Source organism: Phycisphaeraceae bacterium (assembly GCA_040222855.1).
In the GTDB taxonomy this organism is placed as follows: Bacteria; Planctomycetota; Phycisphaerae; order Phycisphaerales; family Phycisphaeraceae; genus Mucisphaera.
The window spans coordinates 351652-373168 of the sequence record JAVKCD010000003.1 but is presented as its reverse complement, the minus strand read 5'-3'; the positions used below and the strand labels follow the sequence as shown (position 1 = coordinate 373168).

Below are 21517 nucleotides of genomic sequence, written 5' to 3'. Positions count from 1 at the left end.
GTACAGGTTAATCGTTTTTTGGATGCGAGCGCGGGTTAGTTGCCGGGGACGGGGGGTTTGAAGATGAAGGCGGTGACGAAGCGCAGGCCCATCACCAGTTCGAGGGTGATGTTGATGGGTGTCCAGGCCAGGCGTCGGAGACTGGGCAGGCCGTGGCGGAGTTCACTCCCGAGCTGACACCACTGTGCGGTGACCCGGCGTCGGAGGCTAAGGTCGCGACAGACAACGGACTCGTAGGCGTGCATCGCGTGCTCGCGGAGCGCGGTGACGTTGGGGGCGCTCTTGGACGCGGCGATTTTCCAGGCGTGGAGGCTGCGGAGGGCGCGGAGGGCTCTGCGGCGGGTGCGTTGGCGCGAGCCATCGACTGCGGAGAGCGTGTCGCGGACGCCTTGGCGCATGGCGGTCATCAGCGGATCGACAGCGGCGTCGAGTTGGCGTGTCGCCACGGCGAGTCGGTAGCGGAGGTCGGCGAGTGTTTGTCGGCGGGGGTCATCGCGCTTGCGAGTGATCAGCCAGATTTCCTGGAACTCGAAGTAGAGCTGGATGGATCGGCCGATGCCTCGGCAGGAGTCGCCTAGTCGTCGGAGGAGGAATCGCGGGATGGATTCGCGTTGGAGCTCGGGTCGTCGCTCGGTGCGTTTTTTGGAGCGGACGTACCCGCTGAACATGGGGTGCTCCTGACTGAGCACGGCGTGTCGGTACCAGAGCATCATCCAGAAGATTGACCAGTAGACGCGCTTGGGGGCGCGGAGCAGGACGCGGGTGATGTTTTCGGTGGAGTAGAAGCGTTCCCAAGCGCGGCGGTACGCGGCGTCCCAGTCGGTACCGGTCATGCGTTTGTGTCGGAAGGTGGTGTGGATCGAGTCGTAGTTGTTGAGGTCGGCGTCGAGGATGGTGCCATCGTTGATGAGCTGCTGGTGATCTTTGGAACCCGGCAGCGGGGTGAGCATGAAGAAGGCGACCAAGTCGACGCCTACTTTTTCGATGAGTGTTGTCACGGCGTCGTCGATGGACTCTGGCGTGTCGTGGCTCATGCCCGTGATGTAACCGACCTCGACGAAGATGCCAGCCTTGTGCCACGTCTCGACCATGTGGGCGTAGTCATCGACATGGTTTTGCCGCTTGCCGACCTCTTTGAGATTCTCCGGATCGATGCTCTCCATGCCGATGAAGGCGGCGATGCAGCCGGCATCACGCGCTTTCTCCGCGAAGTTTGGGAGTTTGTAGGCGAGCGTATCGATCTGCATGATGAAGGTGATCTTCGGGTAGCGTTTCCTGAAGGCGATGAGCCCGTCGAAGAGTTCTTCCCAGATGGGGCTGCGGGCGAGGTTGTCATCGACGAAGAACCACATGCGGATCCCTTCGTCGTAAGCGCGTTCGACTTCGGCGAGGATGCGGTCCACGGGGCGGTGGCGCATCGATCGGCCCAGGACGTTGATGACGGTGCAGAAGGAGCAGTTGAAGGGGCAGCCTCGGCTGGTGTCAAGGGGAGCGACCCGGCCGCTGAAGAACCGGCGCTTGTACTTGCCGGTGGTGCGTGGAAGGGGTGCTGGTGTTAGGCAAGGAGCCGTTGGCATGGTGTAAACGGGTTGAAGTTGGCCTGCGCAGGCATCGTTGAAGATGGCAGCAAGGGCGTTGGGTGACTCGGCTTCGCCGCTAATCAGCGAGACGCCTGCGTTGGTGAGTCGCTGCAACTCGAAGGGTGTGTGGTCGAGCATGGCGAGTGATCCGCTGACGTGGAATCCGCCTACGAGTACGGGCATGCCGAGATCCCGGCACTGGAGGGCGAGGTCGGTTGCGCGGGCGAACTGGCAGCTCTGGACGCCGGCGAGGCCGATCAGGACGGTGGTGTTGGCGTCGGCTTCGGCGGCGAGTTGCCGGATGGGTGGCGATTCGAGGGTGTCGTCGTAGCAACGGACCTCGATGTCGGTGTCGGGGGTGAGGAGCCCGGAGCCGTTGAGGGATTCGGTGAGGGTGGTCAGGCAGCCGAGGGTGTTGGAGGGGAAGATCCCGCGGAGGTACCGGCGTGGGTAGCCGTCCTCGTCGTAGGAGGAGCAGAGGATGTAGGCGACGATCAGGCGGTGGCGAATCATTTATGATCTTTCGATAAGATTATCTTTTGTCGTTGCACACTTTATCGAGAAACGGTCTCGTGGGTCAAGGGCGGAAACCCCTAACTGGCCGGGCTCAGGCGCTGACGCCGGAGCCTGCGGTCTGAGTCTGACTCTGGCTCTGTTTTTTTGGGGTTTCGCGGGCGAAGTAGCGTTCGCCGATGGCGATGCCGATGGCGGTGGTCTGATCGACCACGTCGGTCAGCTCGGCGTGGAGCTGGTCGCGATTGAGTTCGGCACCACGATAGGCGCGGACCCGGTCGCGGAGGTCTTCGATGAGCTGGTAGGGGTTGGCGGGGGAGTCGGGGGCGTTGGCGAAGCCGCTGAGCCGGTGAAGGATGGTCCAGGCCTGTTCGAGGTTGTGCACAACGGATCTGGGGAAGGCGGGTTCCAGGAGGACGAAGTCCATGACGCCCCGGGCCGAGAGTCCGCCGGTGTGCCGTCGGTAGGCGTCGTGGGCGGAGAGGCCGTGGAGCAGTTCGATCAGCACGGCGTTCTCGAGTGGTTTGATCGAGGGGGTATCATCCGCGGCGGCGAGCATGTGGTGCTTGACGTCGAGGAGTCGGGCCGTCTGCCCGACGCGCTCAAGGTGCATTCCCAGACGCATGAAGTCGAAGGCTTCATCGTGGAGCAGGGTGGAGTGGGCGATGCCGTAGAACTCGTGCGGCCAGTCGCGCGCCCAGCGGTAGAAGTCGTCGGGGTTGCTGTAGTAGAGGCCCTTGCCTTCGCCGGTGGCCATCCAGTGCCAGAAGCCGTTGAGGGATTCCCACATATCGACGGAGATGACTTCGCGGATGGTGCGGGCGTTCTCGCGTGCCCAGCGGATGGAGCTGATGATCGAGACGGGGCACTCGTTGTCCCAGGCGAGGAAGTGGTGGACGCGTTCGCGGTCATTAGCTGCGTCGGCACCCAGGAGTTTGGTGAAGCGTTTCTCTTCGCCGGAGACGATGATGAGGGGGCGGAATCGTTCGAGGCTCGGGAGCTGGGCGTCGAGGGCGAAGCTGCGGTTGACGCGCAGCAGGCGCGAGGTCGACTCGACGCGTTCGACGTAGCGGAACAGCCAGTAACAGCACTCGGCGACACGGGAAATCATGCCTCATCGGCTCCCTGAAGGACCCAGGTGTCTTTGGACCCGCCGCCCTGGCTTGAGTTCACGACGTAGGAGCCCTCGCGGAGGGCGACTCGGGTGAGCCCGCCGGGAAGGACCCAACTGGATTGGCCCGTAATGATGAAGGGTCGCAGGTCCACACGGCGTGGGGCTGCCTTGCCGTCGATCCACGTCGGGCAGGCCGACAGTTCGACCAGTGGCTGCGCGATGTAGCGTTCGGGCGATTGCTTGAGGATCTTGCGGAAGTCGTTGAGCTCGGCTTTGGTCGCGGACGGTCCCATGAGCATGCCGTATCCGCCAGCACCATCGACTTTCTTAACGACATACTGATCGAGTTTGTCGAGGACTTTCCTGACATCATCGCGTTCTGCACAGATGAGGGTTTCGACCTGGCCGATGATCGCTTCTTCATCGAGGTAGTACTTGATAATGCGCGGGACGTAGGGGTAGATGCCCTTGTCGTCTGCGACGCCGTTTCCGATGGCGTTGACGAGGGTGACACGGCCCTCGCGGTAGACGTTGTAGAGGCCCGGGACGCCGAGCATGCTCTTGGGGTTGAAGATTTCCGGGTCGAGGTAGTCGTCATCGATGCGTTTGTAGATGACGTGGACCACTTCGGGACCGTGGGTGGTGTGCATCCAGACCTGTCCGTCTTTGACGAAGAGGTCGGAGTTCTGCACGAGCTCGATCCCCATCATGCGAGCGAGGAAGGAGTGCTCAAAATAGGCGGAGTTAAACGGGCCGGGCGTGAGCACGACCAGGTTGGGGTTCTCGATGCCTTCGGGGGCGGTCTGGCGCATGGCCTCGCGGAGTTGCTGAGGGTAATCCGAGACGGCCCGGACATGGGACGAGGCGAAGACTCGGGGCAGAGCACGCTTCATCAACTCGCGGTTTTCGAGCACATAGGAAACGCCTGAGGGGGTGCGCAGGTTGTCTTCGAGGACGCGGAAGGTGCCTTCGCCATCGCGGATCAGGTCGATGCCAGCGATGTGAACTCTTGTCTTGCCGGGGGGGCGGAACCCCACGGCTTTGGGCTCGAAGGCGGGGCACCGCTCGATGCAGGCTCTTGGGATGATGCCATCCTTGAGGATGCGCTGGTCGGTGTAGATGTCGTCGAGGAACAGGTTGAGCGCGGTCACGCGCTGAACCAGGCCTTTTTCTAGCTGGCTCCAGTCATCGCCGCCAATGACACGCGGGATGATGTCAACGGGGAAGATTTTTTCGGTGCCCTGGTTGTCTGCGTAGACCGAGAACGTGACGCCGGAGCGCATGAGCATGTGCTCGGAGAGGCGATGACGGTCGGCGAGTTCTTCTCGCCCGAGGGCATCGAAAAGTCCGCAGACGTCGGCGGCGACTGGACGGGGCTTTCCGCGCTGGTCGATGAACTCGTCGAAGCAGCGCGGAAGGGGGGCGTAGTCGTTGAAGATCGGGTTGGGAGCGGCTTCGTCGCCGCCGGTGACGACGGTGGAGCCGGTGCTTGGCTGTGTCATGGTGTAGACCCCTAAATGGGTCTCTCTGTAGGGCCGGGTCTCGGCCAGGTTCATCCTGCAGGCCCGCATAGGCTATCGGCTATGAGCGTCTCAATCAAGGATTTATGGGGTTTTAGAGGGGTTTGCGGGGTCTTGTTCGGATGGTTTGACGGTGAAGGCCGAGGCAAGATCATCGCGTAGTTGGGTGTGGGTGCTCTCCTGGCTAAAGCCTTCGACGATGCGTTCGATGCGTTGCAGTGAACCTTTCTGCGGGAAAGCGATGTGGCAGACCGGGTCGCCGGGCGCGACCGAGGGGATGGTGGTCATCCCGAGCACGACGCCGGAGCGTGGCGCGGTGATCTGGCTGTGTTCGACACCCGTGAGGCTGGTGTTAGTTGCCAGCGCCTGGCCCTTGCTGACGATCACGCCGGGCGCGACGTGAAACTCGAGAAAGCCTCCGCGTTTGGCACGGACCCACTTGGTGGCATCGGTCTCGATGCGATACGGGGGTTTGCGCATTGGCTGATCGATCATCTTGAGGTAGGCCAGGCAGGAGCTGATGCCTCCGACGGCGTAGCTGAGCACAGACGGTTCGACTTTCCAGACCTCGCCGGCTTCGAGAATGATCGTCGGCACCCCGGCTTTGCACGCCGAGGCGCGCAGCGAGCCTGCGGGGCCTTGCCCGCTGACGATGAGTTCGGCACCGAACGACCTGGCAAAGCTGGCGAGCTTCGGGTTGGTGAGATCGGCCCGGACGTTGGGGAAGTTGGTCCTGCGGACCGCTGCGGTGTGGAGGTCGATGCCGTAGTCGCATTTCTTGACGACGTTATCGAAGAACATGCGAGCCAGACGACTCGCCAGACTGCCTTCTTTGCTGCCGGGGAACGAGCGGTTGAGGTCGCGTCGGTCGGGCAGATAGCGCGAGTGACGCTCGAAACCGAACATGTTGACGACCGGAGCGAGGATGAGCGTCCCTCGCAGAACCTCGAAGGGCGCTTCTCGGAGGAGGTGTCGGATGATGCCGGTGCCGTTGATCTCGTCGCCGTGAACCGCTGCGGTGACAAAGACCTTCGGGCCCTCCTCCCGACCACGCCAGACGACCAGTGGGATCTTGACGTCGGCCCCGGAGTAGCTCTCGGAAACGGTGAGGGAGACCTGGGCCCGTTGTCCGAGGTTCACACGCCCGTCGCCCCAGGACTCAGCGGAGGACTTACCCATCAGCGAGGTTCCAGTTGATCCAGTGTTTCAGCCGAGAGCTGCTGGACCTTGATGCGGTGCTTGCGCTTCTTTCGCTCTGGGACCAGGTCGCGCATCGATTCGAGTTTTCCGTAGCAGAGCAGTCGATCGCCGGCTTCGAGCACTCTCGAGACCTTCGGGTTTGAGATGACCGAGGTGCCACGATGGAGGTTGAGCACGACGATGTCCTTGTCGCGGAGCCCGGAATCCTGAATCGCCGTGCCCACCAGCGTCGATCCTTCGGGGAGCACGAGTTCGGCGACGCCATAGCCTTTGGAGACTGTCAGTCGTTGGCGGATGTCCAGCTCGGGGAAGTTGACCTGATTGGCCATGTAATCGATCACGGCCCCGGCGATGTCAAGTCCGGTCGCTGTCTCGATCCCTTCAAGGCCTGGTGACGAGTTGACCTCCATGACCTGCGGGCCATCGTTGGTTTCGAGCATATCGACGCCACCCACGCGCAGTCCCATGATCTGGGCCGCGCGGACGGCGGTTTCCTCGTACTCGGGCTCAAGAGTTACGGCCTCGGCGCGTCCCCCGCGGTGCACATTCGAGCGGAACTCATCGCCCTGAGCGACCCGGCGCATCGCCCCGACCACGCGATCGCCGACAACGAAGGCGCGGAGATCGCGGCCCTTGCTTTCCTTGACGAAACGCTGGATCAGCACGTTCTGCTTCGCCGACTGGAGCGTTTCGATGATGGCCTCAGCGACCTTGGTGGTGTCGGCGAGGATCACGCCGATGCCCTGGGTGCCTTCGAGGATCTTGATGATGACCGGGGCCCCGCCGAGACGTTCGATCGCGGGCAGCACGTCCGAACGATCGCGGACGAAGGTGGTGTGCGGGATGCCGACATCGTGCCGTGAGAGGATCTGGAGAGAGCGGAGCTTGTCGCGCGAGTTGGTGATGCCGGTCGCGGTGTTGGGCGTGTAGACATCCATCTGCTCGAACTGCCGGACGACTGCGGTCCCGAAGTAGGTGATCGAAGCTCCGACCCGAGGCAGGATCGCGTCGTAGTCGCCTAAGGGCTTGGAACGCAGATAGAGATCGGGCCTGCCGTGTTGCAGTTCGATGGCGAAGCGCAGCGTGCTGAGAATCTTGGCCTCGTGACCGCGGTCAAGCGCGGCCTGCTTGAGTCGCCGGGTGCTGTAAGCACGAGGAGCCATTGAGAGTATGCCAAGCTTCATGAGGATTTCCTTCGCTTAGGGAGGGGGTGCAAATACTTACTCGCAGCGTCCACGGCGTAGTAGCCGGCGATGGCTGTTCGACCGATGAGCATCCGGCACAGCATGCCCCTGCGGCAGACCAATGAGATCTCGATCTCGTGCTCTCGCCCGGCGAGCCTCAGCGGCGTCCGGCAGACCAGGCGTTCCTGTTTTTCGCCTGAGGATGGCTTGACCACTGAGGTGCGAGCGACTTCGGCTTCGACCCAGCGGGTGATCCGATCCGGGCTGGTGCGCAGGACGATCTCGAAGCGCACCCGGCCATCGGGCAGCTCGATGATCTCGGGGACGTCGATGGCGGAGGTGCGTGCCCCGGTGTCGATCTTTGCCCGGAGCGAGCGAACCCCCCACGCGGGCAATGCCACGCGTTCACGCCACCCGATGGTGGTGAGTTGTTCGATCCCGAGTTCGCCCATGCCGCCATTGTAGCGAGCGTGGCGGATTACCTTGGCGGGGTTCGGATGATGAGGTTGCGGATCTCGGTCATGTCGTCGATGGCAAAGCGGATGCCCTCGCGTCCCAGTCCGGAGTCTTTGACCCCGCCGTAAGGCATGTGATCGACGCGCCAGGACGGGACGTCGCCGATGACGACGCCGCCGACATCGAGCGTGTTCCAGGCTTTGAGTGCCTTGTGGATGTCTGTAGTGAAGATGCCGGCCTGGAGCCCAAAGGCCGAGTCGTTGACCGTATCGAGGGCTTGATCGAAATCGGTAAACCGACTCAGCACCGCGACAGGCCCGAAGGCTTCCTCGGTGCAGACCGCTTCATCCTTCGGGACATTTTCAAGCAGCGTGGCCTGGAGCATCGCTCCCTCGCGCTGCCCGCCACAGAGAAGCGTGGCCCCGGCTTTGACTGCGCTCTGGACCCAGGTATCGAGTCGTGTGGCCTCCTTCTCGGAGATCATCGGGCCGATAAAGGTCTTTTCGTCTCGTGGGTTGCCTGCGACCAGAGCCTTGGTTTTCTCGATGAGCAGTGCCTTGAAGGCGTCGTAGATATTCGCATGGATCAGGATGCGTTGGACGCCGATGCAGCTCTGACCGGACTGGTAGAACGCACCAAAGACGATCCGTTCGACGGCGTCTTTCAAGTCGGCATCGTGATCGACCACACAGGCGGCGTTCCCGCCAAGCTCGAGGATGACTGGTTTCTTCCCGGCTTTGGCTTTCAGGGCCCAGCCGACATCGGGCGAGCCGGTGAAACTCAGGAGCTTAAAGCGTTCATCCGTCGTGAACAGGTCCGCCCCGTCACGTCGACAGGGAAGAATCGAGAAAGCGCCTTCCGGCAGATCGGTCTCAGCGAGTACCTCGCCGATGATCAGGGCACCGATTGGCGTCAGGCTGGCTGGCTTGAGTACAAACGGGCAGCCCGCGGCGATGGCCGGTGCGACTTTGTGAGCGGCGAGGTTCAGCGGGAAGTTGAATGGCGAGATGAATGAGCAGGGGCCGATCGGCACGCGCTTCCACATCCCGGTGTAACCCTTGGCTCGCGCCGAGATCTGTAGTTCCTGGACCTCGCCGTTGATGCGCACCGACTCCTCGGCGGCGATACGGAAGGTGTCGATCAAGCGGGAGACTTCGCCCCGCGAGTCCTTGATCGGCTTGCCAGCTTCGATGCAGAGCGCTTCGGCGAGTTCGTCAGATCGCTCGGCAAAACGCTTGACCGCGTGATCGAGCACGGCCTGACGCTGATAAGGCAGGAACTCCTGCATCGGCCGCGTGGCCTTCTCCGCGGCGGTGATCGCGCGGTCAATATCCTCCGGCGAAGCCATCGCGACCCGCGTGGCCGGTTCGCCGGTGTACTTGTCGGTCACGATCAGGTCGGCATTGGGTGACTCGGCCTTGTTGGCGAGATAGAACGGGTAGGACTTCTCGAGCATCGGCGGTTCCGTAAGTAACGGGTCATTCGGTCAGATGGCTGCGCTGCGTTCCTGGATCTCGTGGTTCAGGATGCGGTCATTGTCGCTGTAATCGACCGGTATGTCGATGACATGCACGCCTGGCTCCTGGTGGCAGCGTTCCAGGAGGGGCCTTAGCTGATCTGTGGACTCGACACGGTAGCCCTTCGCGCCGTAGCTCTCGGCGTACTTGACGAAATCAGGGTTACCATAATCGAGACCGAAGTTGGCCAGACCCATGTGGGCCTGTTTCCACTTGATCATGCCGTAGGCGTTATCGCGCAGGATCAGCACCACGAGCTGCATTTTCAATCGGACGGCGGTTTCGAGCTCTGCGGAGTTCATCATGAACCCGCCATCGCCGCAGATCGCCATGATCTTTCGCTCAGGGAAGACGATGCGCGCCGCCATCGCTGAGGGCAGACCCGCCCCCATCGTCGCTAGCGCGTTATCCAGTAGGACGGTGTTGGGCTCATGAGCCGGGTAGTTGCGAGCAAACCAGATCTTGTAGACGCCGTTGTCGAGCGCGATGATGCCATCGGACGACATCACGGCGCGGGTGTCGGCGACGAGGCGCTGGGGGTATACAGGAAAGCGATCGTCCTCCGCACCCTCTGCGAGATGTTCCTGACCGGCCTCTCGGACCGTGAGCAGCCGTCCAAAATCCCAGTGTTTCTGTGGCGATAGCTGCTCGGCGAGTTGCCAGATCGAGTTGGCGATATCGCCGATGACCTCGACCTGCGGGAAGTAAACCGGATCGACCTCCGCTGAGTTAAAGCTGATGTGAACGACCTTGACCCCGCCCGGGTGCATGAAGAACGGAGGCTTCTCCACGACATCGTGGCCGATGTTGATGATCAGGTCCGCGGCTTCGATCGCGCGGTGCACGAAGTCACCCGTGGACAGCGCCGCATTCCCAAGAAAGAGCGGGTCGCGCTCATCGACCACGCCCTTACCCATCTGTGTCGTGACATACGGGATACCGAGTTTCGCCACGAATCGACGGAGCATCTTGCAGGTGAGTTTGCGATTGGCGCCAGCGCCAATCAGCAGTAGAGGGGTCTTCGCCTTGGCGATCAGGTCGTGCGCTGCAGCAATCGATTTATGTTCAGCCAGCGGTCGGCGCACCAGACTCGCTGGAATCACCGGTTCGTCGGTTTGTTCGGCGGCGATATCCTCGGGAAGCTCGAGGTGAGTCGCTCCTGGCTTCTCTTCCTGCGCCAGCCGGAACGCCTCGCGCACACGCGACGGGATGTTCGCCCCCGCGACGAGCTGGCGCGTGTACTTGGTCAGCGGCGTCATCATGTCCACCACATCGATGATCTGAAACTGACCCTGCTTGGAGGTCTTGACCGGCTTCTGGCCGGTAATCATCACCATCGGTAACCCGCCAAGCTGGGCATACGCAGCTGGCGTCACGAGATTCGTTGCGCCCGGTCCGAGCGTCGAGAGGCAGACGCCGGCCTTACCCGTGAGTCGACCGTAGGTCGCGGCCATGAAGCCCGCGGCTTGCTCGTGGCGAGTCAGGATGAGTCTGATCGACGAACGCGAGAGCGAGTCGAGAAAATCGAGGTTCTCTTCGCCCGGGATACCGAAGACGTACTCAACCCCCTCGCTTTCGAGCGCTGCGATAAAGAGGTCAGAGGCCTTCATAAGAGTCCCTTCCAGGGGTTACCGGATGAATCATCAGACAGCACCGTAGGCCAGCATCGCATCGGCGACCTTAACGAAACCCGCGATGTTCGCTCCCTTGACGTAGTTCACCGGCATGGACTTCTCCTCGCCGTAGTTCACGCACTTACCATGGATGTCCTTCATGATCGTCTTTAGTCGCGAATCGACCTCTTCGTGAGACCACTGCAGTCGCAGCGCATTCTGACTCTGTTCGAGACCCGAGACCGCCACTCCGCCCGCGTTCGCCGCCTTGGCAGGGGCAAAGAGCACCTTCTTCTTAAGAAACGCGTGGGCCGCGTCGTACTCGGTCGGCATGTTCGCACCCTCGCTCACGGCGACCACGCCGTTGCTGATGAGCCGATTGGCCTCTTCAAGATTCAGCTCGTTCTGAGTGGCGCACGGCATGGCGATATCCACCGGCACCGACCATGGCCGCTGGTCGGCGGTGAACTCAGCCTTCTTGTATTTCTCGGCGTACTCGCTGATACGCCCGCGCCGGACCTCCTTGAGATCCTTGATGAAATCGAGTTTGTCAGCATCGATGCCATCGGGATCGTGGATGAATCCGCCGGAGTCAGACAGGGTTACGACCTTCGCGCCTAGTTCGGCAGCTTTCTGTGCCGCGTAGATCGCGACGTTGCCTGAGCCTGAGATGGCGACCGTCTTGCCATCCAACGACTCGCCTGCGTGCTGGAGCATGTTGTCGCAGAAGTAGACACAGCCAAAACCTGTCGCTTCGGTGCGTACCAGACTCCCGCCAAACGAAAGACCCTTGCCCGTGAGTGTTCCGACGAATCGATTGGCCAGCCGTTTGTACTGGCCGAACAGATAGGACACTTCTCGCCCGCCAACGCCGATGTCACCCGCGGGCACATCGGTGTCTTCACCAATGTGCCGGTGCAGCTCGATCATCAGCGAGTGGCAGAACCGCATGACCTCCTGGTCCGACTTGCCCTTGGGATTGAAGTTCGACCCGCCTTTGGCCCCGCCCATCGGCAGGCCGGTGAGGCTGTTCTTGAAGACCTGCTCGAAGCCGAGGAACTTGAGCACACTCAGCGTCACCGTCGGATGGAAGCGAAGCCCGCCCTTGTACGGACCGATCGAGTTGTTGAACTGAACCCGCCAGGCCCGATTGGCCCGGAAGTTTCCCTCATCGTCCACCCAGGTCACCCGGAAGATGATGATCCGATCCGGCTCGGTCATCCGCTCGAGAATCTGCGCCTTGCGGTACTCATCGTGATCAAGAACAAACGGCACCACCGACTCAGCGACCTCCCGAACCGCCTGATGAAACTCCTCCTCGTGAGGGTTACGCTTGACCAGACCTTCCATAAAGGTCTCCGTATCCGGGCAGTTGATCATGGGCTCGGTTCCTTGGTGTTCGAGTCGGGCTGACGTGAAACAGGTCTGATGGGCAGTCTATTCCCTCCAGCCTGCCCAGAGAACCAGCCCTGATATCAGAACCTTGAGGAATCACCGACCTCTCGTGAGACAGGGGGCATACTATGGTGAACCAGGAAGACGAGGAGATATGCACATGCGGCGGACTGGCATCATGATGATCGGAGCGATAGGGATGATGGCCGCTTCGGCTCACGCCGGACCATTGCTGCCTGACCTTACCGCAGTTTCTTCCGTGTCACGCGGGTTCATGTACGACGGCGTCTTCGACCTCGACGTGATTCCTGGGCGCGTGATCTACCGCTTCTCCGCAGCCATACCCAACATCGGCGACGGGCCCTTCGAGGTCGTTGAGATCACCGATGTCAACATGACCCAGACCGTCTACCAGCGCATTCATCAGACCGATGGATCGATCGAGTCTCAACTCCTGGGTGTCTTTGAGAACGCCGACCCGCCTTTCGGCCATCTCAACCTCGTCGGGCTTGCGCAATACAACCTCCGCGAGGCCATCCCGGGCGGACCCAATGATGGCCTCGGCGGCATCGTCGCCAGCAACCTCAAGACCAGCCATGCCCTAGTCGACTCGACCACTTGGGATCTCACGCTGCCCGGCGCACCCAAGAGCCGTGTCTACAACAGCACAGACGCGGTTATCCTCGGCGTGTCCGTCGGCTGGCTCGATCTCTACCACCGCTCGATCCCAACCCAATGGATCGACGTCACCGGCCTCGACACCGGCACCTACTGGCTCGAAGTCGTCGTCGATCCGTCCAACTACGTCGCTGAGACCAACGAGAACAACAACACCCACCGCGTCCTGGTCTACCTCGACATGGACAGCGTGCCTGAACCAGCCTCCGCCGGATTACTGCTAGGCGGCCTCGCCCTGATCAGGCGACGTTACTACTCTCGCTGATCTGCTTGATCCGCTCGATCGACTCACGCCAGCCGCGCTGCGTCCCTTCAATAAACGGCTGCGCAATCATCCCCACCCCTCGATGCAGCAGCGTCAGCGTTACCCCTGCAGGCTCCCGTGGTGTGATCCTGATCTGAACGTGATTGAGCGCCGCATCCGACATGAACATCGGCCCGTACAGCTCAAGCAGCATCGGCCGCTTGATCACCTGAACAAAACCCCACAGATGCCCGTTGTGGTGACCGAGGTCCCGATACCACCGTCCTCCCGGCCACGGCTCGATCTTCAGGTTCATACTGCGCCCGTCGTCGCCAGTGCTCAGCGGACCAAACTCCTCGAGAACCGCATCAAACGCAGCCTCTGCCGTCGCGTCGATCTCGATCGACTGATGCACCTCAAGAACAGGATCAAGCGGGGAGGTCTGCTGATTCATAGCCGACTCCAGGATGAGTTAATCGAACAAAAAAACCGTGCACACCCTTTCAGATGCGCCCGGCGGCTCATCACTGATCGTAGAAGAACTCTTCCTTCGCGATCTTCCCGTTCTTGACGGTGTACAGGCAGACCTCTTCCATCTCACTCCGTTGCCCCGCCTGCGGGCCGGCCTTGGCGGTCACATCGATCTTCATCAGCACCGCGAACCGATCGCCGTGCGGGAACGGCCCCTTGATCTCGAAGCCGTGAACCTCGTGATTCTCCATCCACCACTGATTCTTGCCCTTGATCTTCTCCAGCCCCTTGATCGTCTGCTCCATGCCCGGCATCGCCATCGCCTCGACGCTCTCGGCATCATCACTAAAAAGGGTCTCGATCGCCGTCATAAACTCCCCCTTCGCGCACAGGTCGGTGAGCTGCCGGGCGATGCTGGCGGTGTCGGTTGCGGTCGTCATGGTTCGTTCTCCTTAATCGTGATCGGTCTGTCAGTAGCTGACTTTTTTGAGCGCACCCTGCGCTCGGCTTTGGCCTTGATACGGCTGAGTTGATGAGCCCAGAAAGGCTCGAAGATCAGTGTCCAGTCATGCACCGCCTTGATCCTCTGCGCGTTGATCCGGTACACCCGAAACCGTCCCCGCTTGAGCGACTCCACCAGCCCGTGGTCACGCAGCACCCTGAGCGCCTTCGACACCGACGGCTGATCAACGCCCAGATGCTCCACGATCTCGTTCACTGGCCGCTCACGCTCGGTGAGCATCTCCAGGATCGCCCGCCGACGCGGGTCGGCTACCGCAGAAAATGGATCAACCGGGTCAGGCAACATCAGTGATCTAATATATTCTAAAAATAGAATATGTCAGCCTCGCAGGAACCAGTCAAAAGGGATAGCTTGATCTGATGACCGCCAGCCAACCTGCCAGCAAACCCCGCTCGACCAAGCTCTGCCCCAAAGTGATCCTCGAAGGCACCCGCCTGACGCACAAGACTGACCTCGCGTTTGCCCTCAGCGAAGCCCCCCGGCTCGTCGGCGACCGCAAGTACCGCTACCACACGCCGGTCGTCTCAGGCGAGTGGTGCGGGTTCACCAACACGCCTTGGGGCCGCGGGCTCATCAACTTCAACCCCGACGAGCACGACCTCGCCATGGCGACCTACCAGACGTGGATCACCCTCTTCGAGCAGCTCCGCTACTACGCCTGGTTCGTCGATCGCTTCCACATCGCCACCCGCGTCTATCAGCAGCGCGAGCACGCCAGCACCATCGACTTCGACTGGCTCGAACAGCGTCTGGTGGCCATCGGATTCCGGCTGATCGTCTGCAAGCGCAACCCCGCCAGCTTCGAGTCCGCCCGCACCGAGCGCCTCAAGGTCTCCGGCAACCCCGGGCAGTACGACGACCTCTCCGTTTTCATCCACGAGCAGCAAGCCATGCTCAAAGTCGCCCGGCAGAGTCGACTCCCGCTTCTGGAAGTCGATATCTCGGATGACAACGTCCCCGCCGCCGTTGATCGCATCGCCGACTGGCTCGCCGAGACCGATGGGCTCTATCCCAACTACTAAGCCGAACGCCGCCGACCCGCACCGAGCAATCCCAGCCCTAGCAGCGCCGCACTCGCCGGCTCCGGCACCGCCGCCGAGAAACCAAAGCTCGTGGCCAGCGTCGACAGATCAATAAGGTCCACGACGCCATCGGCGTTGAAGTCACCTTGCCCGTAGGTCCCCGATCCGCCAAAGTTCGACGCCAGCGCCGACAGGTCGATCAGGTCCACCGACCCATCCAGATTGCTGTCACCCAACGCCGAGCCGAACAGCACCTCGACCCACTCGGCCAGGTCCCCCGAATCAGCGACATTCGATCCATCGAGATCAAACTCTGGGTCGGTCGAGCCACCGATGATCGCCGCGACTAGAAGGTCCACGTCCGCGATGTCGAGAACGCCACTGAGGTCGTAGTCACCCAGTAGCCCCGAGGCATCAAGCTGTAAAACAAGCTCGTAGAGCTGCGTCGAGAAACTGCTCTGCCCCGTCTCCCGCCCGAGGAAGCGCACGATCACCTGATCGTTCTCATCCCGATCCGACAGGATCACATTGTTGATGATGCCCAGCGTGTTCTCGGTCGCCAGCAGGTCGCCGGAGGCCATCACCACCTCGCCATTGAGCACGAGTTGGCTGTTGCCCGTCCCGCCTATCGAGAAGGCGTAGTCGCCGTCATTGTTGATCGCCACCGTCTTGGCATCACTCCCGAGCGTGACCGTGCCGCCCTCGCCACCAAACCGCGGCAACTCGTCCCCCTCGCGATGAATGATCTGCCCGTCAAGCACGATCAGGTCATCGTCGAGATTCGTGAACCCGCCGAAGATGTACGACCCGCTGTCGTTCACATCCACCTGGTCAAAGCCGTCGATAATCTGGCTTGCCGTCCCCAACGACTCGCCCGGCAGCCCGCCCACCGACGCCGGGATCGTCACAAAACTCTTCACCAGCGTCGCCGTCCCGTCCCACACCTGCGCGTTGCCATCCACGACCAGCTCCGTGATCGATGTGGGCGTCGTCGTCCCCGTCTCCACATCCACCGAACTCAGATACCGTGTGCCATCCGTCGAGACCGCGGCGTTACTCAGGTCCGAGATGAAGTCCTGGCTCGCCGTCTCCGACACCGGCACCACACTCCCGGACACCCCCAGCACATCACCAGACTTCAACAGCGTCTGCCACCCGGTGCCATCGGCCGCAACCGAGAAGATGCCCTGGTTGACGATCGCTTCCCCGTCGTTGGTGTAGTCGCCATAAAACGTGACCCGCCCGTCTGACGCGATCCCGATCGGTGTTGTGCGTGTCCAGATCGAACCCGACAGCCCCAGCGAAGGGTCTGTTGCGTCCCCCTCACGCACCAGCATCCGGTCGTCGACCCACATGGAGAAGTCGGTGAAGAGGGCACTCGCTTGAGGAGCCGCTGCGATGCGCGTGCTGTAGGCGAGCTGACCAGCGTCATTCATCCTCGGCGTGCCGTAGTCCAGATGAACAAAACTACCCCGCCCTCCAATGTCGATGACGGCATCGATATTGTTTTCTGTCCGGAAGATCGCGCCAGCGTTACCCGGCGTAGCCCCGTAAAAGGACTCAACCTCGACGTTCGAAAAAAACTGGGTGAAATCAAATATATCGCTCTTAATTCGCGTGACGTAGCCACCGTCAGGCGTTCCCTCCAATGTGGTCATCCGTTGAATCGGCTCCCCCTGAACATGGAGATCCCCAGTCTTAATGAGCACAGTCGGGGTATTCGCTGCTGCCTGACTCGCCAATGAGGCGGCAAGAAGCACGGCAAGCGAGGCGGTCTGGGTGCCAAACTGGCGGATCAACATCATGGTCTCCCGAGAGTTGAGGACAAAAGGGGGGGCTGGCAGGTGACAGCGGGCGTTTTCGCCGTATGCTCTCCTATGAGGTTAGACCCATGTTCATAGACCGGCAAACATTTCCGACTCCTCATCCGTCGAATCTCCCACAAGACCGACGTTCAGGGTTCACCCTGATCGAACTCCTTGTCGTGATCTCGATCATCGCCTTGCTGATTGGCATCCTCTTACCAGCCCTCGGACGGGCCCGGGCCGTCGCTCAGCAGATCTCCTGTGCCTCGAATCTGAGACAGCTTCACCTAGCCTCAGCCTCCTATGCAGCTGATTACAAGGGATTCTTCCCTTGTGGCGGCATCTGGGGACCTGCTGATGTTGCTAAATACCCTAATGCGCGAGGCTGGGCGGGCTTCGCCCCCTACCGCGCTGCACCCGGTTTCAACGTCAACGACATTCCCGAAGAGTTCAACCGTGGTTTAGGCCCTGAAACGATCGGTCTCGGCGAGGCCCTGGGCTATGGCAACTACGCCCCCAGCGAAGGCAAACTCTGGGAATGTCCTTCCCAACTCGACGAGATGATCGCCAACGGCAACACCTACGTTTTCTTGAACTCACGAGGTCCATCCATCGCGACTTTCGACGAGGACGTCCTCCGTCGCGATGTTGGCTACACCCCCTACGAAGACATCGCCTACGAGAATCAGCAGGAGGCGGGTCAAGCCCTTCAGTGGATGCAGGACAACTTCAACCAGGCCGCCGCCACGCCTGCCTCCGTCAGTATCTCGGCCGCCGCCCAAAACAGCAGCCCAGGCCGAGGGGGAGACAACATCCGACCCCACAACGGTGGCGAGAGCATCAACGGCGTCTTCTTCGACGGCTCGACCGGTCTCAAAGTGGACTGATCTCGCCACTTGGATGAACCACAGTCAGATCCCCCCCTCTCCCTATCGGACACACCCCATCCCGCCCCATCCGCTCACCCCGGCGATCCCCCCCGATCGATACCGCAGGGGCATGAGCCGCGCTGCACCTTGCTGCCGGCCTCCGAAGCGGAAGGTCCGTCTTGTCCACCGTCCCCGTGACATCCCCTGCCTCGGTCACCCCGACTGAGGTCCAGGAAACCCTCATTGCCCCCGGCCAGGCCCTTCGAGGACTCGGGCCGGCGACCCTCTGGCGTTACCGGGAACTGGCCTGGGTGCTCGCCAAACGCGATTTCTCCGTCCGATACCGCCAGACCGTCCTGGGCGTCGCTTGGGCCGTTATCCAGCCCCTGGTCAGCATGATCGTCCTTCACCTCTTCTTCGGAAAGGCCATGGGTCTCGAAGACAAGGTTGGCGGGGCGGCTTATCCTGTCTTCCTCTTCGCCGGGCTCCTGCCCTGGACGCTGTTCACCTCGACGGTCACCGCCGCCACCCAGAGCCTCATCGCCAACCGCCACATCCTCACCAAGGTCTACTTCCCCCGGGTCGTGCTGCCGGTCTCCGCCGCCGCCGTCCCGCTGGTCGACTTCGCCCTGGCCCTGCTGGTCCTCTTTGGCCTCATGGTCGCCCTGGGCGTCGCTTTCTCCTGGTCCCTGCTGGCCCTCCCCCTCGCCCTCCTCGGGGCCTGTCTCTCGGCCATAGGCGTCGGGCTCGGCCTCTCCGCCATCACCGTCTGGTACCGCGATGTCCGCCACCTCCTGCCCTTTATCCTCCAGACCTGGTTCTTTATCTCGCCGGTCATCTACCCGCCCTCCATCATCCCCGAGGCCTACCGCGGCTGGCTGCACCTCAACCCGATGACAGGCGTCATCGAGGCCTTCCGCGCCGCCATCCTCGGCAACGACCTCAGCCCAACCACCCTCCTCCTGCCCATCGCCATCGGGATCATCCTGACGGCCATCGGCGGGTACCTCTTCCTGCGGACTGAGCGTCGGTTCGCCGACGTCATCTGACCCGGAGTAACGACCCCGTGACACGACCGGCGATCCACGCTGAACAACTCTCCAAACGCTACAAGCTCGGCGCGATGCAGGCGTTTGGTGGGTCACTGCGCGAAGCCATCTCAGGCCGAAAGCAGAAGCGCGACCGCTCCGAGTTCTGGGCCCTCCGCGACATCAGCTTCTCCGCCGAACCCGGGCAATGCCTCGGCATCATCGGCCGCAACGGCGCCGGCAAGTCCACTCTCCTCAAAGTCCTCGCCCAGATCACCGAGCCCACCTCAGGGTCCGCTCGACTCGCCGGCCGCGTCGGCTCCCTGCTCGAAGTCGGCACCGGCTTCCACCCCGAACTCACCGGCCGCGAGAACATCTACCTCAACGGCGCAATCCTCGGCATGAGCCGACACGAGATCGCCCGACGATTTGACGAGATCGTTGACTTCTCGGGCGTCGAGGCCTTCCTCGAAACCCCCGTCAAACGCTACTCCTCCGGCATGACCGTCCGACTCGCCTTCGCCGTCGCCGCCCACCTCGAACCCGAGATCCTACTCATCGACGAGGTCCTCGCCGTCGGCGACGCCCAGTTCCAGAAACGATGCCTCGGCAAGATGTCCGATGTCGCCAAGTCCGGCCGTACCATTCTCTTCATCAGCCACAACATGGCCGCCGTCGAGAACCTCTGCGACCGGGCGATTGTCCTCCGCGACGGTCAGACCGTCTTCGACGGGGCGCCCACCGAAGCCGTCGGCGAATACCTCCGCTCCATGCGCGGCGATGACGATGGGCTTCTCGATCGAGACGACCGCGAGGGCTCCGGGGAGGTGAGGATCCACCGGATCAGCCTGCGCGACACCGAAGGCCACGAGATCGACAGCGTCCGCTCCGGCCAGGATGTCAATATCGTTCTTGACTATCAACGAGACGGTCGCACTCTGCCCGGTCCTGTTGTCGTCGGTCTCGGCGTCCGCACCGGCTCGGACGTGCCCGTCTTCCTTCACCACAGCAGACTGACCGACACCGTCTTCGACGACCTCCCCGAACGCGGACGACTCATCTGTCGGATCCCACGCATCCCTCTCGTGCCCGGCAGCTATCCGCTGTCCTTCAGCCTCAGCTCTGATCGCAGCGACTCCGCCTACATCGACTTCCTCGCCAACGCCTCGACCCTGACCGTCATCGCCGGCGCCTTCTACCAGGGCACCGAACTTCCGCCACCCAGCCATGGCAGCGTCCTCATCGACGCCGACTGGTCTGTCGAGCCACACACCAACGACAACAGGAGGGCCGCCTGATGATTCAGTCGCTCTTAGGCAAGCTGATTCCCACTCAACGCCCCGAGCCCGTCGTCTGCGCCACACCCGATCAGGTCGAAGTCGCCGAACAAGCCTTCTACCACGCCTACCTCAAGCCCTGCATGACCGCCTTCGATGTCGGTGCCAACTGTGGCGACCTGACCTCTGTCTTCGCGCAACTCGTAGGCACCGGCGGGTATGTCCACGCTTTCGAGCCCACACCCGCTACCTACCAGTGCCTCGCCGAACGCTTCAGCCGGCCACCCGTCGAAACCCACCAACTCGCCGTCAGCGCCGCCGAGGGCACCGCCGACCTCCACGTCTACGACGATGACCACGACAAGTGGAACACCCTCGCAGTCCGGCCACTGGAAAAATACGGCATCGACATCAAGCCCCAGCGCACCGAATCCGTCCCCGTCACCACCCTTGACACCTTCTGCGCTGGCCGCGACATCAAGCGCATCGACCTGCTCAAGATCGACATCGAAGGCGCCGAGCTTCAAGCCCTTCAGGGTGCACGAAGACTCCTACGTCACCGCGCGATCGGCGCCATCGTCTTCGAGTTCGGCCAGACCACCTTCGACATGGGCAACTCCCCTGAAGCCATCGCCGAGTACCTCGCCGCCTGCGGGTATCGACTCGAAAACGTCGTCCCAGGCGACCCCCTCTTCCCAGGCGGCGAAAGCCCACAAACCGCCAGGTTCTCCATGCTCCTCGCGAGACCCGAAGCATGATCCGCGAAACCCGATGGATGGTGAACCGCCAGGCAAGCCGGATTGGCCGCGATATCGCGACCATCCCGGACACCCTGCGCCAATGGCGAACCTTCTGGGGCCAGTACCAGACCTACCGGCAGATGGCTCCCGCCGACCGCCAACCCAACGCCTACACCCTCTACCCCTGCGTCACCGACGCCACCGACCAAACCCCCGTCGAGCCCGTCTACTTCTACCAGGACACCTGGGCCTTCCACCGCATCTTCCAGGCCCAGCCCGCCAGGCACGTCGATGTCGGATCCAGCCACCACTTCAATGGCTTCATGAGCCGCGTCCTACCCGTCACCATGGTCGATATCCGACCCCTCCCCGTCTCACTGCCTAATCTCGACTTCGTCGAAGGCAGCATCCTCGAGATGCCCTTCGAAGACGGCACCGTCGAATCCATCTCGTCGATTTGTGTCATCGAGCACATCGGTCTTGGTCGCTACGGCGACCCCCTCGATCCACAAGGCTCAGAAAAAGCCATCGCCGAGATTCAGCGCATCACCGCGCCAGGCGGAAACATCTATGTCTCCGTACCGATCGAAAAACGCAACCGCACCTACTTCAACGCCCACCGCGCCTTCACCATCGACACCTTCACCGAACTCTTTGCACCCTTCGAGGTCATCGAAACCAAGTTTATTGTCGGCAACCAACTCGTCGACGAACCACCCACCCACAACTGCGTCGGATGTTTCCATTTCAGACGCAGCGCCTAAGGAG

20 protein-coding genes are annotated in these 21517 nt (G+C 61.9%); 7 read left to right on the top strand and 13 right to left on the bottom strand.

All coding sequences use genetic code 11. The features are described 5' to 3' along the window. Positions 1-35: 35 nt before the first annotated feature. From RIG82_01645 to gdhA, 9 genes are all read right to left on the bottom strand, one after another. A complete protein-coding gene (locus RIG82_01645) occupies positions 36-2093 on the bottom strand; it encodes a radical SAM protein (GenBank protein MEQ9459642.1) in 2058 nt (685 codons plus the stop codon). A gap of 94 nt (positions 2094-2187) precedes the next feature. Continuing rightward, on the bottom strand, positions 2188-3204 hold the full coding sequence (locus RIG82_01640; GenBank protein MEQ9459641.1) for an alpha-E domain-containing protein: 1017 nt from the start codon (positions 3202-3204) through the stop codon (positions 2188-2190). Then, the gene (locus tag RIG82_01635) at positions 3201-4709 is read right to left on the bottom strand and encodes a circularly permuted type 2 ATP-grasp protein (GenBank protein ID MEQ9459640.1); all 1509 of its coding nucleotides are present in this window, start codon (positions 4707-4709) and stop codon (positions 3201-3203) included. Before RIG82_01635 ends, RIG82_01640 begins: the two co-directional genes overlap by 4 nt. A 102-nt stretch (positions 4710-4811) precedes the next feature. Continuing rightward, on the bottom strand, positions 4812-5906 hold the full coding sequence (locus tag RIG82_01630) for a M14 family metallopeptidase (GenBank protein MEQ9459639.1): 1095 nt from the start codon (positions 5904-5906) through the stop codon (positions 4812-4814). Beyond that, a complete protein-coding gene (locus RIG82_01625) occupies positions 5906-7111 on the bottom strand; it encodes a RimK family alpha-L-glutamate ligase (protein ID MEQ9459638.1) in 1206 nt (401 codons plus the stop codon). The genes RIG82_01630 and RIG82_01625 overlap by 1 nt, the downstream gene beginning before the upstream one ends. Further along, complete coding sequence (locus RIG82_01620) at positions 7108-7563, bottom strand: RimK/LysX family protein (GenBank protein ID MEQ9459637.1); 456 nt, start codon at positions 7561-7563, stop codon at positions 7108-7110. Before RIG82_01620 ends, RIG82_01625 begins: the two co-directional genes overlap by 4 nt. A gap of 26 nt (positions 7564-7589) precedes the next feature. Continuing rightward, positions 7590-9023: an aldehyde dehydrogenase family protein gene (locus RIG82_01615; GenBank protein ID MEQ9459636.1), complete on the bottom strand. Its 1434-nt coding sequence runs from the start codon at positions 9021-9023 to the stop codon at positions 7590-7592. Positions 9024-9053: 30 nt separating this feature from the next. Then, positions 9054-10694, bottom strand: coding sequence for an acetolactate synthase large subunit (locus RIG82_01610; protein ID MEQ9459635.1), 1641 nt, complete (start codon positions 10692-10694; stop codon positions 9054-9056). Positions 10695-10727: 33 nt separating this feature from the next. Beyond that, positions 10728-12077: an NADP-specific glutamate dehydrogenase gene (gene gdhA / locus RIG82_01605; protein ID MEQ9459634.1), complete on the bottom strand. Its 1350-nt coding sequence runs from the start codon at positions 12075-12077 to the stop codon at positions 10728-10730. Positions 12078-12252: 175 nt separating this feature from the next. Here gdhA and RIG82_01600 point away from each other — a divergent pair, with 175 nt between their 5' ends. Beyond that, positions 12253-13035, top strand: coding sequence for a lysyl oxidase family protein (locus RIG82_01600; GenBank protein ID MEQ9459633.1), 783 nt, complete (start codon positions 12253-12255; stop codon positions 13033-13035). Here RIG82_01600 and RIG82_01595 read toward each other — a convergent pair. The 3 genes from RIG82_01595 to RIG82_01585 all read right to left on the bottom strand — a co-directional run bounded on the left by RIG82_01595 (position 13010) and on the right by RIG82_01585 (position 14293). Further along, on the bottom strand, positions 13010-13468 hold the full coding sequence (locus tag RIG82_01595) for a hypothetical protein (GenBank protein ID MEQ9459632.1): 459 nt from the start codon (positions 13466-13468) through the stop codon (positions 13010-13012). The two genes, RIG82_01600 and RIG82_01595, sit on opposite strands and share 26 nt — an antisense overlap. Positions 13469-13538: 70 nt before the next feature. Beyond that, positions 13539-13925: a nuclear transport factor 2 family protein gene (locus RIG82_01590; GenBank protein MEQ9459631.1), complete on the bottom strand. Its 387-nt coding sequence runs from the start codon at positions 13923-13925 to the stop codon at positions 13539-13541. Next, entirely contained in the window at positions 13922-14293 is a 372-nt protein-coding gene (locus RIG82_01585; protein ID MEQ9459630.1) for a metalloregulator ArsR/SmtB family transcription factor, read from the bottom strand. Before RIG82_01585 ends, RIG82_01590 begins: the two co-directional genes overlap by 4 nt. Before the next feature lie 74 nt (positions 14294-14367). Here RIG82_01585 and RIG82_01580 point away from each other — a divergent pair, with 74 nt between their 5' ends. After that, entirely contained in the window at positions 14368-15030 is a 663-nt protein-coding gene (locus tag RIG82_01580; GenBank protein ID MEQ9459629.1) for a hypothetical protein, read from the top strand. Here RIG82_01580 and RIG82_01575 read toward each other — a convergent pair. Next, entirely contained in the window at positions 15027-16688 is a 1662-nt protein-coding gene (locus RIG82_01575) for a PEP-CTERM sorting domain-containing protein (GenBank protein ID MEQ9459628.1), read from the bottom strand. The two genes, RIG82_01580 and RIG82_01575, sit on opposite strands and share 4 nt — an antisense overlap. Before the next feature lie 209 nt (positions 16689-16897). On the opposite strand from RIG82_01575, the gene RIG82_01570 reads away from it, so the two are divergent. From RIG82_01570 to RIG82_01550, 5 genes are all read left to right on the top strand, one after another. Continuing rightward, positions 16898-17722: a prepilin-type N-terminal cleavage/methylation domain-containing protein gene (locus RIG82_01570; GenBank protein MEQ9459627.1), complete on the top strand. Its 825-nt coding sequence runs from the start codon at positions 16898-16900 to the stop codon at positions 17720-17722. A gap of 176 nt (positions 17723-17898) precedes the next feature. Then, positions 17899-18753: an ABC transporter permease gene (locus RIG82_01565; protein ID MEQ9459626.1), complete on the top strand. Its 855-nt coding sequence runs from the start codon at positions 17899-17901 to the stop codon at positions 18751-18753. 17 nt (positions 18754-18770) lie between these two features. Beyond that, positions 18771-20030: an ABC transporter ATP-binding protein gene (locus RIG82_01560; protein ID MEQ9459625.1), complete on the top strand. Its 1260-nt coding sequence runs from the start codon at positions 18771-18773 to the stop codon at positions 20028-20030. Next, on the top strand, positions 20030-20767 hold the full coding sequence (locus tag RIG82_01555) for an FkbM family methyltransferase (protein MEQ9459624.1): 738 nt from the start codon (positions 20030-20032) through the stop codon (positions 20765-20767). The genes RIG82_01560 and RIG82_01555 overlap by 1 nt, the downstream gene beginning before the upstream one ends. Next, the gene (locus RIG82_01550) at positions 20764-21513 is read left to right on the top strand and encodes a DUF268 domain-containing protein (protein ID MEQ9459623.1); all 750 of its coding nucleotides are present in this window, start codon (positions 20764-20766) and stop codon (positions 21511-21513) included. Before RIG82_01555 ends, RIG82_01550 begins: the two co-directional genes overlap by 4 nt. Positions 21514-21517 lie beyond the last annotated feature (4 nt).

Bases quoted from the DNA above. Each gene is read 5' to 3' on its own strand.
- RIG82_01645 (MEQ9459642.1), bottom strand. From the start codon at position 2,093: ATGATTCGCCACCGCCTGATCGTCGCCTACATCCTCTGCTCCTCCTAC.
- RIG82_01640 (MEQ9459641.1), bottom strand. From the start codon at position 3,204: ATGATTTCCCGTGTCGCCGAGTGCTGTTACTGGCTGTTCCGCTACGTC.
- RIG82_01635 (MEQ9459640.1), bottom strand. From the start codon at position 4,709: ATGACACAGCCAAGCACCGGCTCCACCGTCGTCACCGGCGGCGACGAA.
- RIG82_01630 (MEQ9459639.1), bottom strand. From the start codon at position 5,906: ATGGGTAAGTCCTCCGCTGAGTCCTGGGGCGACGGGCGTGTGAACCTC.
- RIG82_01625 (MEQ9459638.1), bottom strand. From the start codon at position 7,111: ATGAAGCTTGGCATACTCTCAATGGCTCCTCGTGCTTACAGCACCCGG.
- RIG82_01620 (MEQ9459637.1), bottom strand. From the start codon at position 7,563: ATGGGCGAACTCGGGATCGAACAACTCACCACCATCGGGTGGCGTGAA.
- RIG82_01615 (MEQ9459636.1), bottom strand. From the start codon at position 9,023: ATGCTCGAGAAGTCCTACCCGTTCTATCTCGCCAACAAGGCCGAGTCA.
- RIG82_01610 (MEQ9459635.1), bottom strand. From the start codon at position 10,694: ATGAAGGCCTCTGACCTCTTTATCGCAGCGCTCGAAAGCGAGGGGGTT.
- gdhA (MEQ9459634.1), bottom strand. From the start codon at position 12,077: ATGATCAACTGCCCGGATACGGAGACCTTTATGGAAGGTCTGGTCAAG.
- RIG82_01600 (MEQ9459633.1), top strand. From the start codon at position 12,253: ATGCGGCGGACTGGCATCATGATGATCGGAGCGATAGGGATGATGGCC.
- RIG82_01595 (MEQ9459632.1), bottom strand. From the start codon at position 13,468: ATGAATCAGCAGACCTCCCCGCTTGATCCTGTTCTTGAGGTGCATCAG.
- RIG82_01590 (MEQ9459631.1), bottom strand. From the start codon at position 13,925: ATGACGACCGCAACCGACACCGCCAGCATCGCCCGGCAGCTCACCGAC.
- RIG82_01585 (MEQ9459630.1), bottom strand. From the start codon at position 14,293: ATGTTGCCTGACCCGGTTGATCCATTTTCTGCGGTAGCCGACCCGCGT.
- RIG82_01580 (MEQ9459629.1), top strand. From the start codon at position 14,368: ATGACCGCCAGCCAACCTGCCAGCAAACCCCGCTCGACCAAGCTCTGC.
- RIG82_01575 (MEQ9459628.1), bottom strand. From the start codon at position 16,688: ATGACCACATTGGAGGGAACGCCTGACGGTGGCTACGTCACGCGAATT.
- RIG82_01570 (MEQ9459627.1), top strand. From the start codon at position 16,898: ATGCTCTCCTATGAGGTTAGACCCATGTTCATAGACCGGCAAACATTT.
- RIG82_01555 (MEQ9459624.1), top strand. From the start codon at position 20,030: ATGATTCAGTCGCTCTTAGGCAAGCTGATTCCCACTCAACGCCCCGAG.
- RIG82_01550 (MEQ9459623.1), top strand. From the start codon at position 20,764: ATGATCCGCGAAACCCGATGGATGGTGAACCGCCAGGCAAGCCGGATT.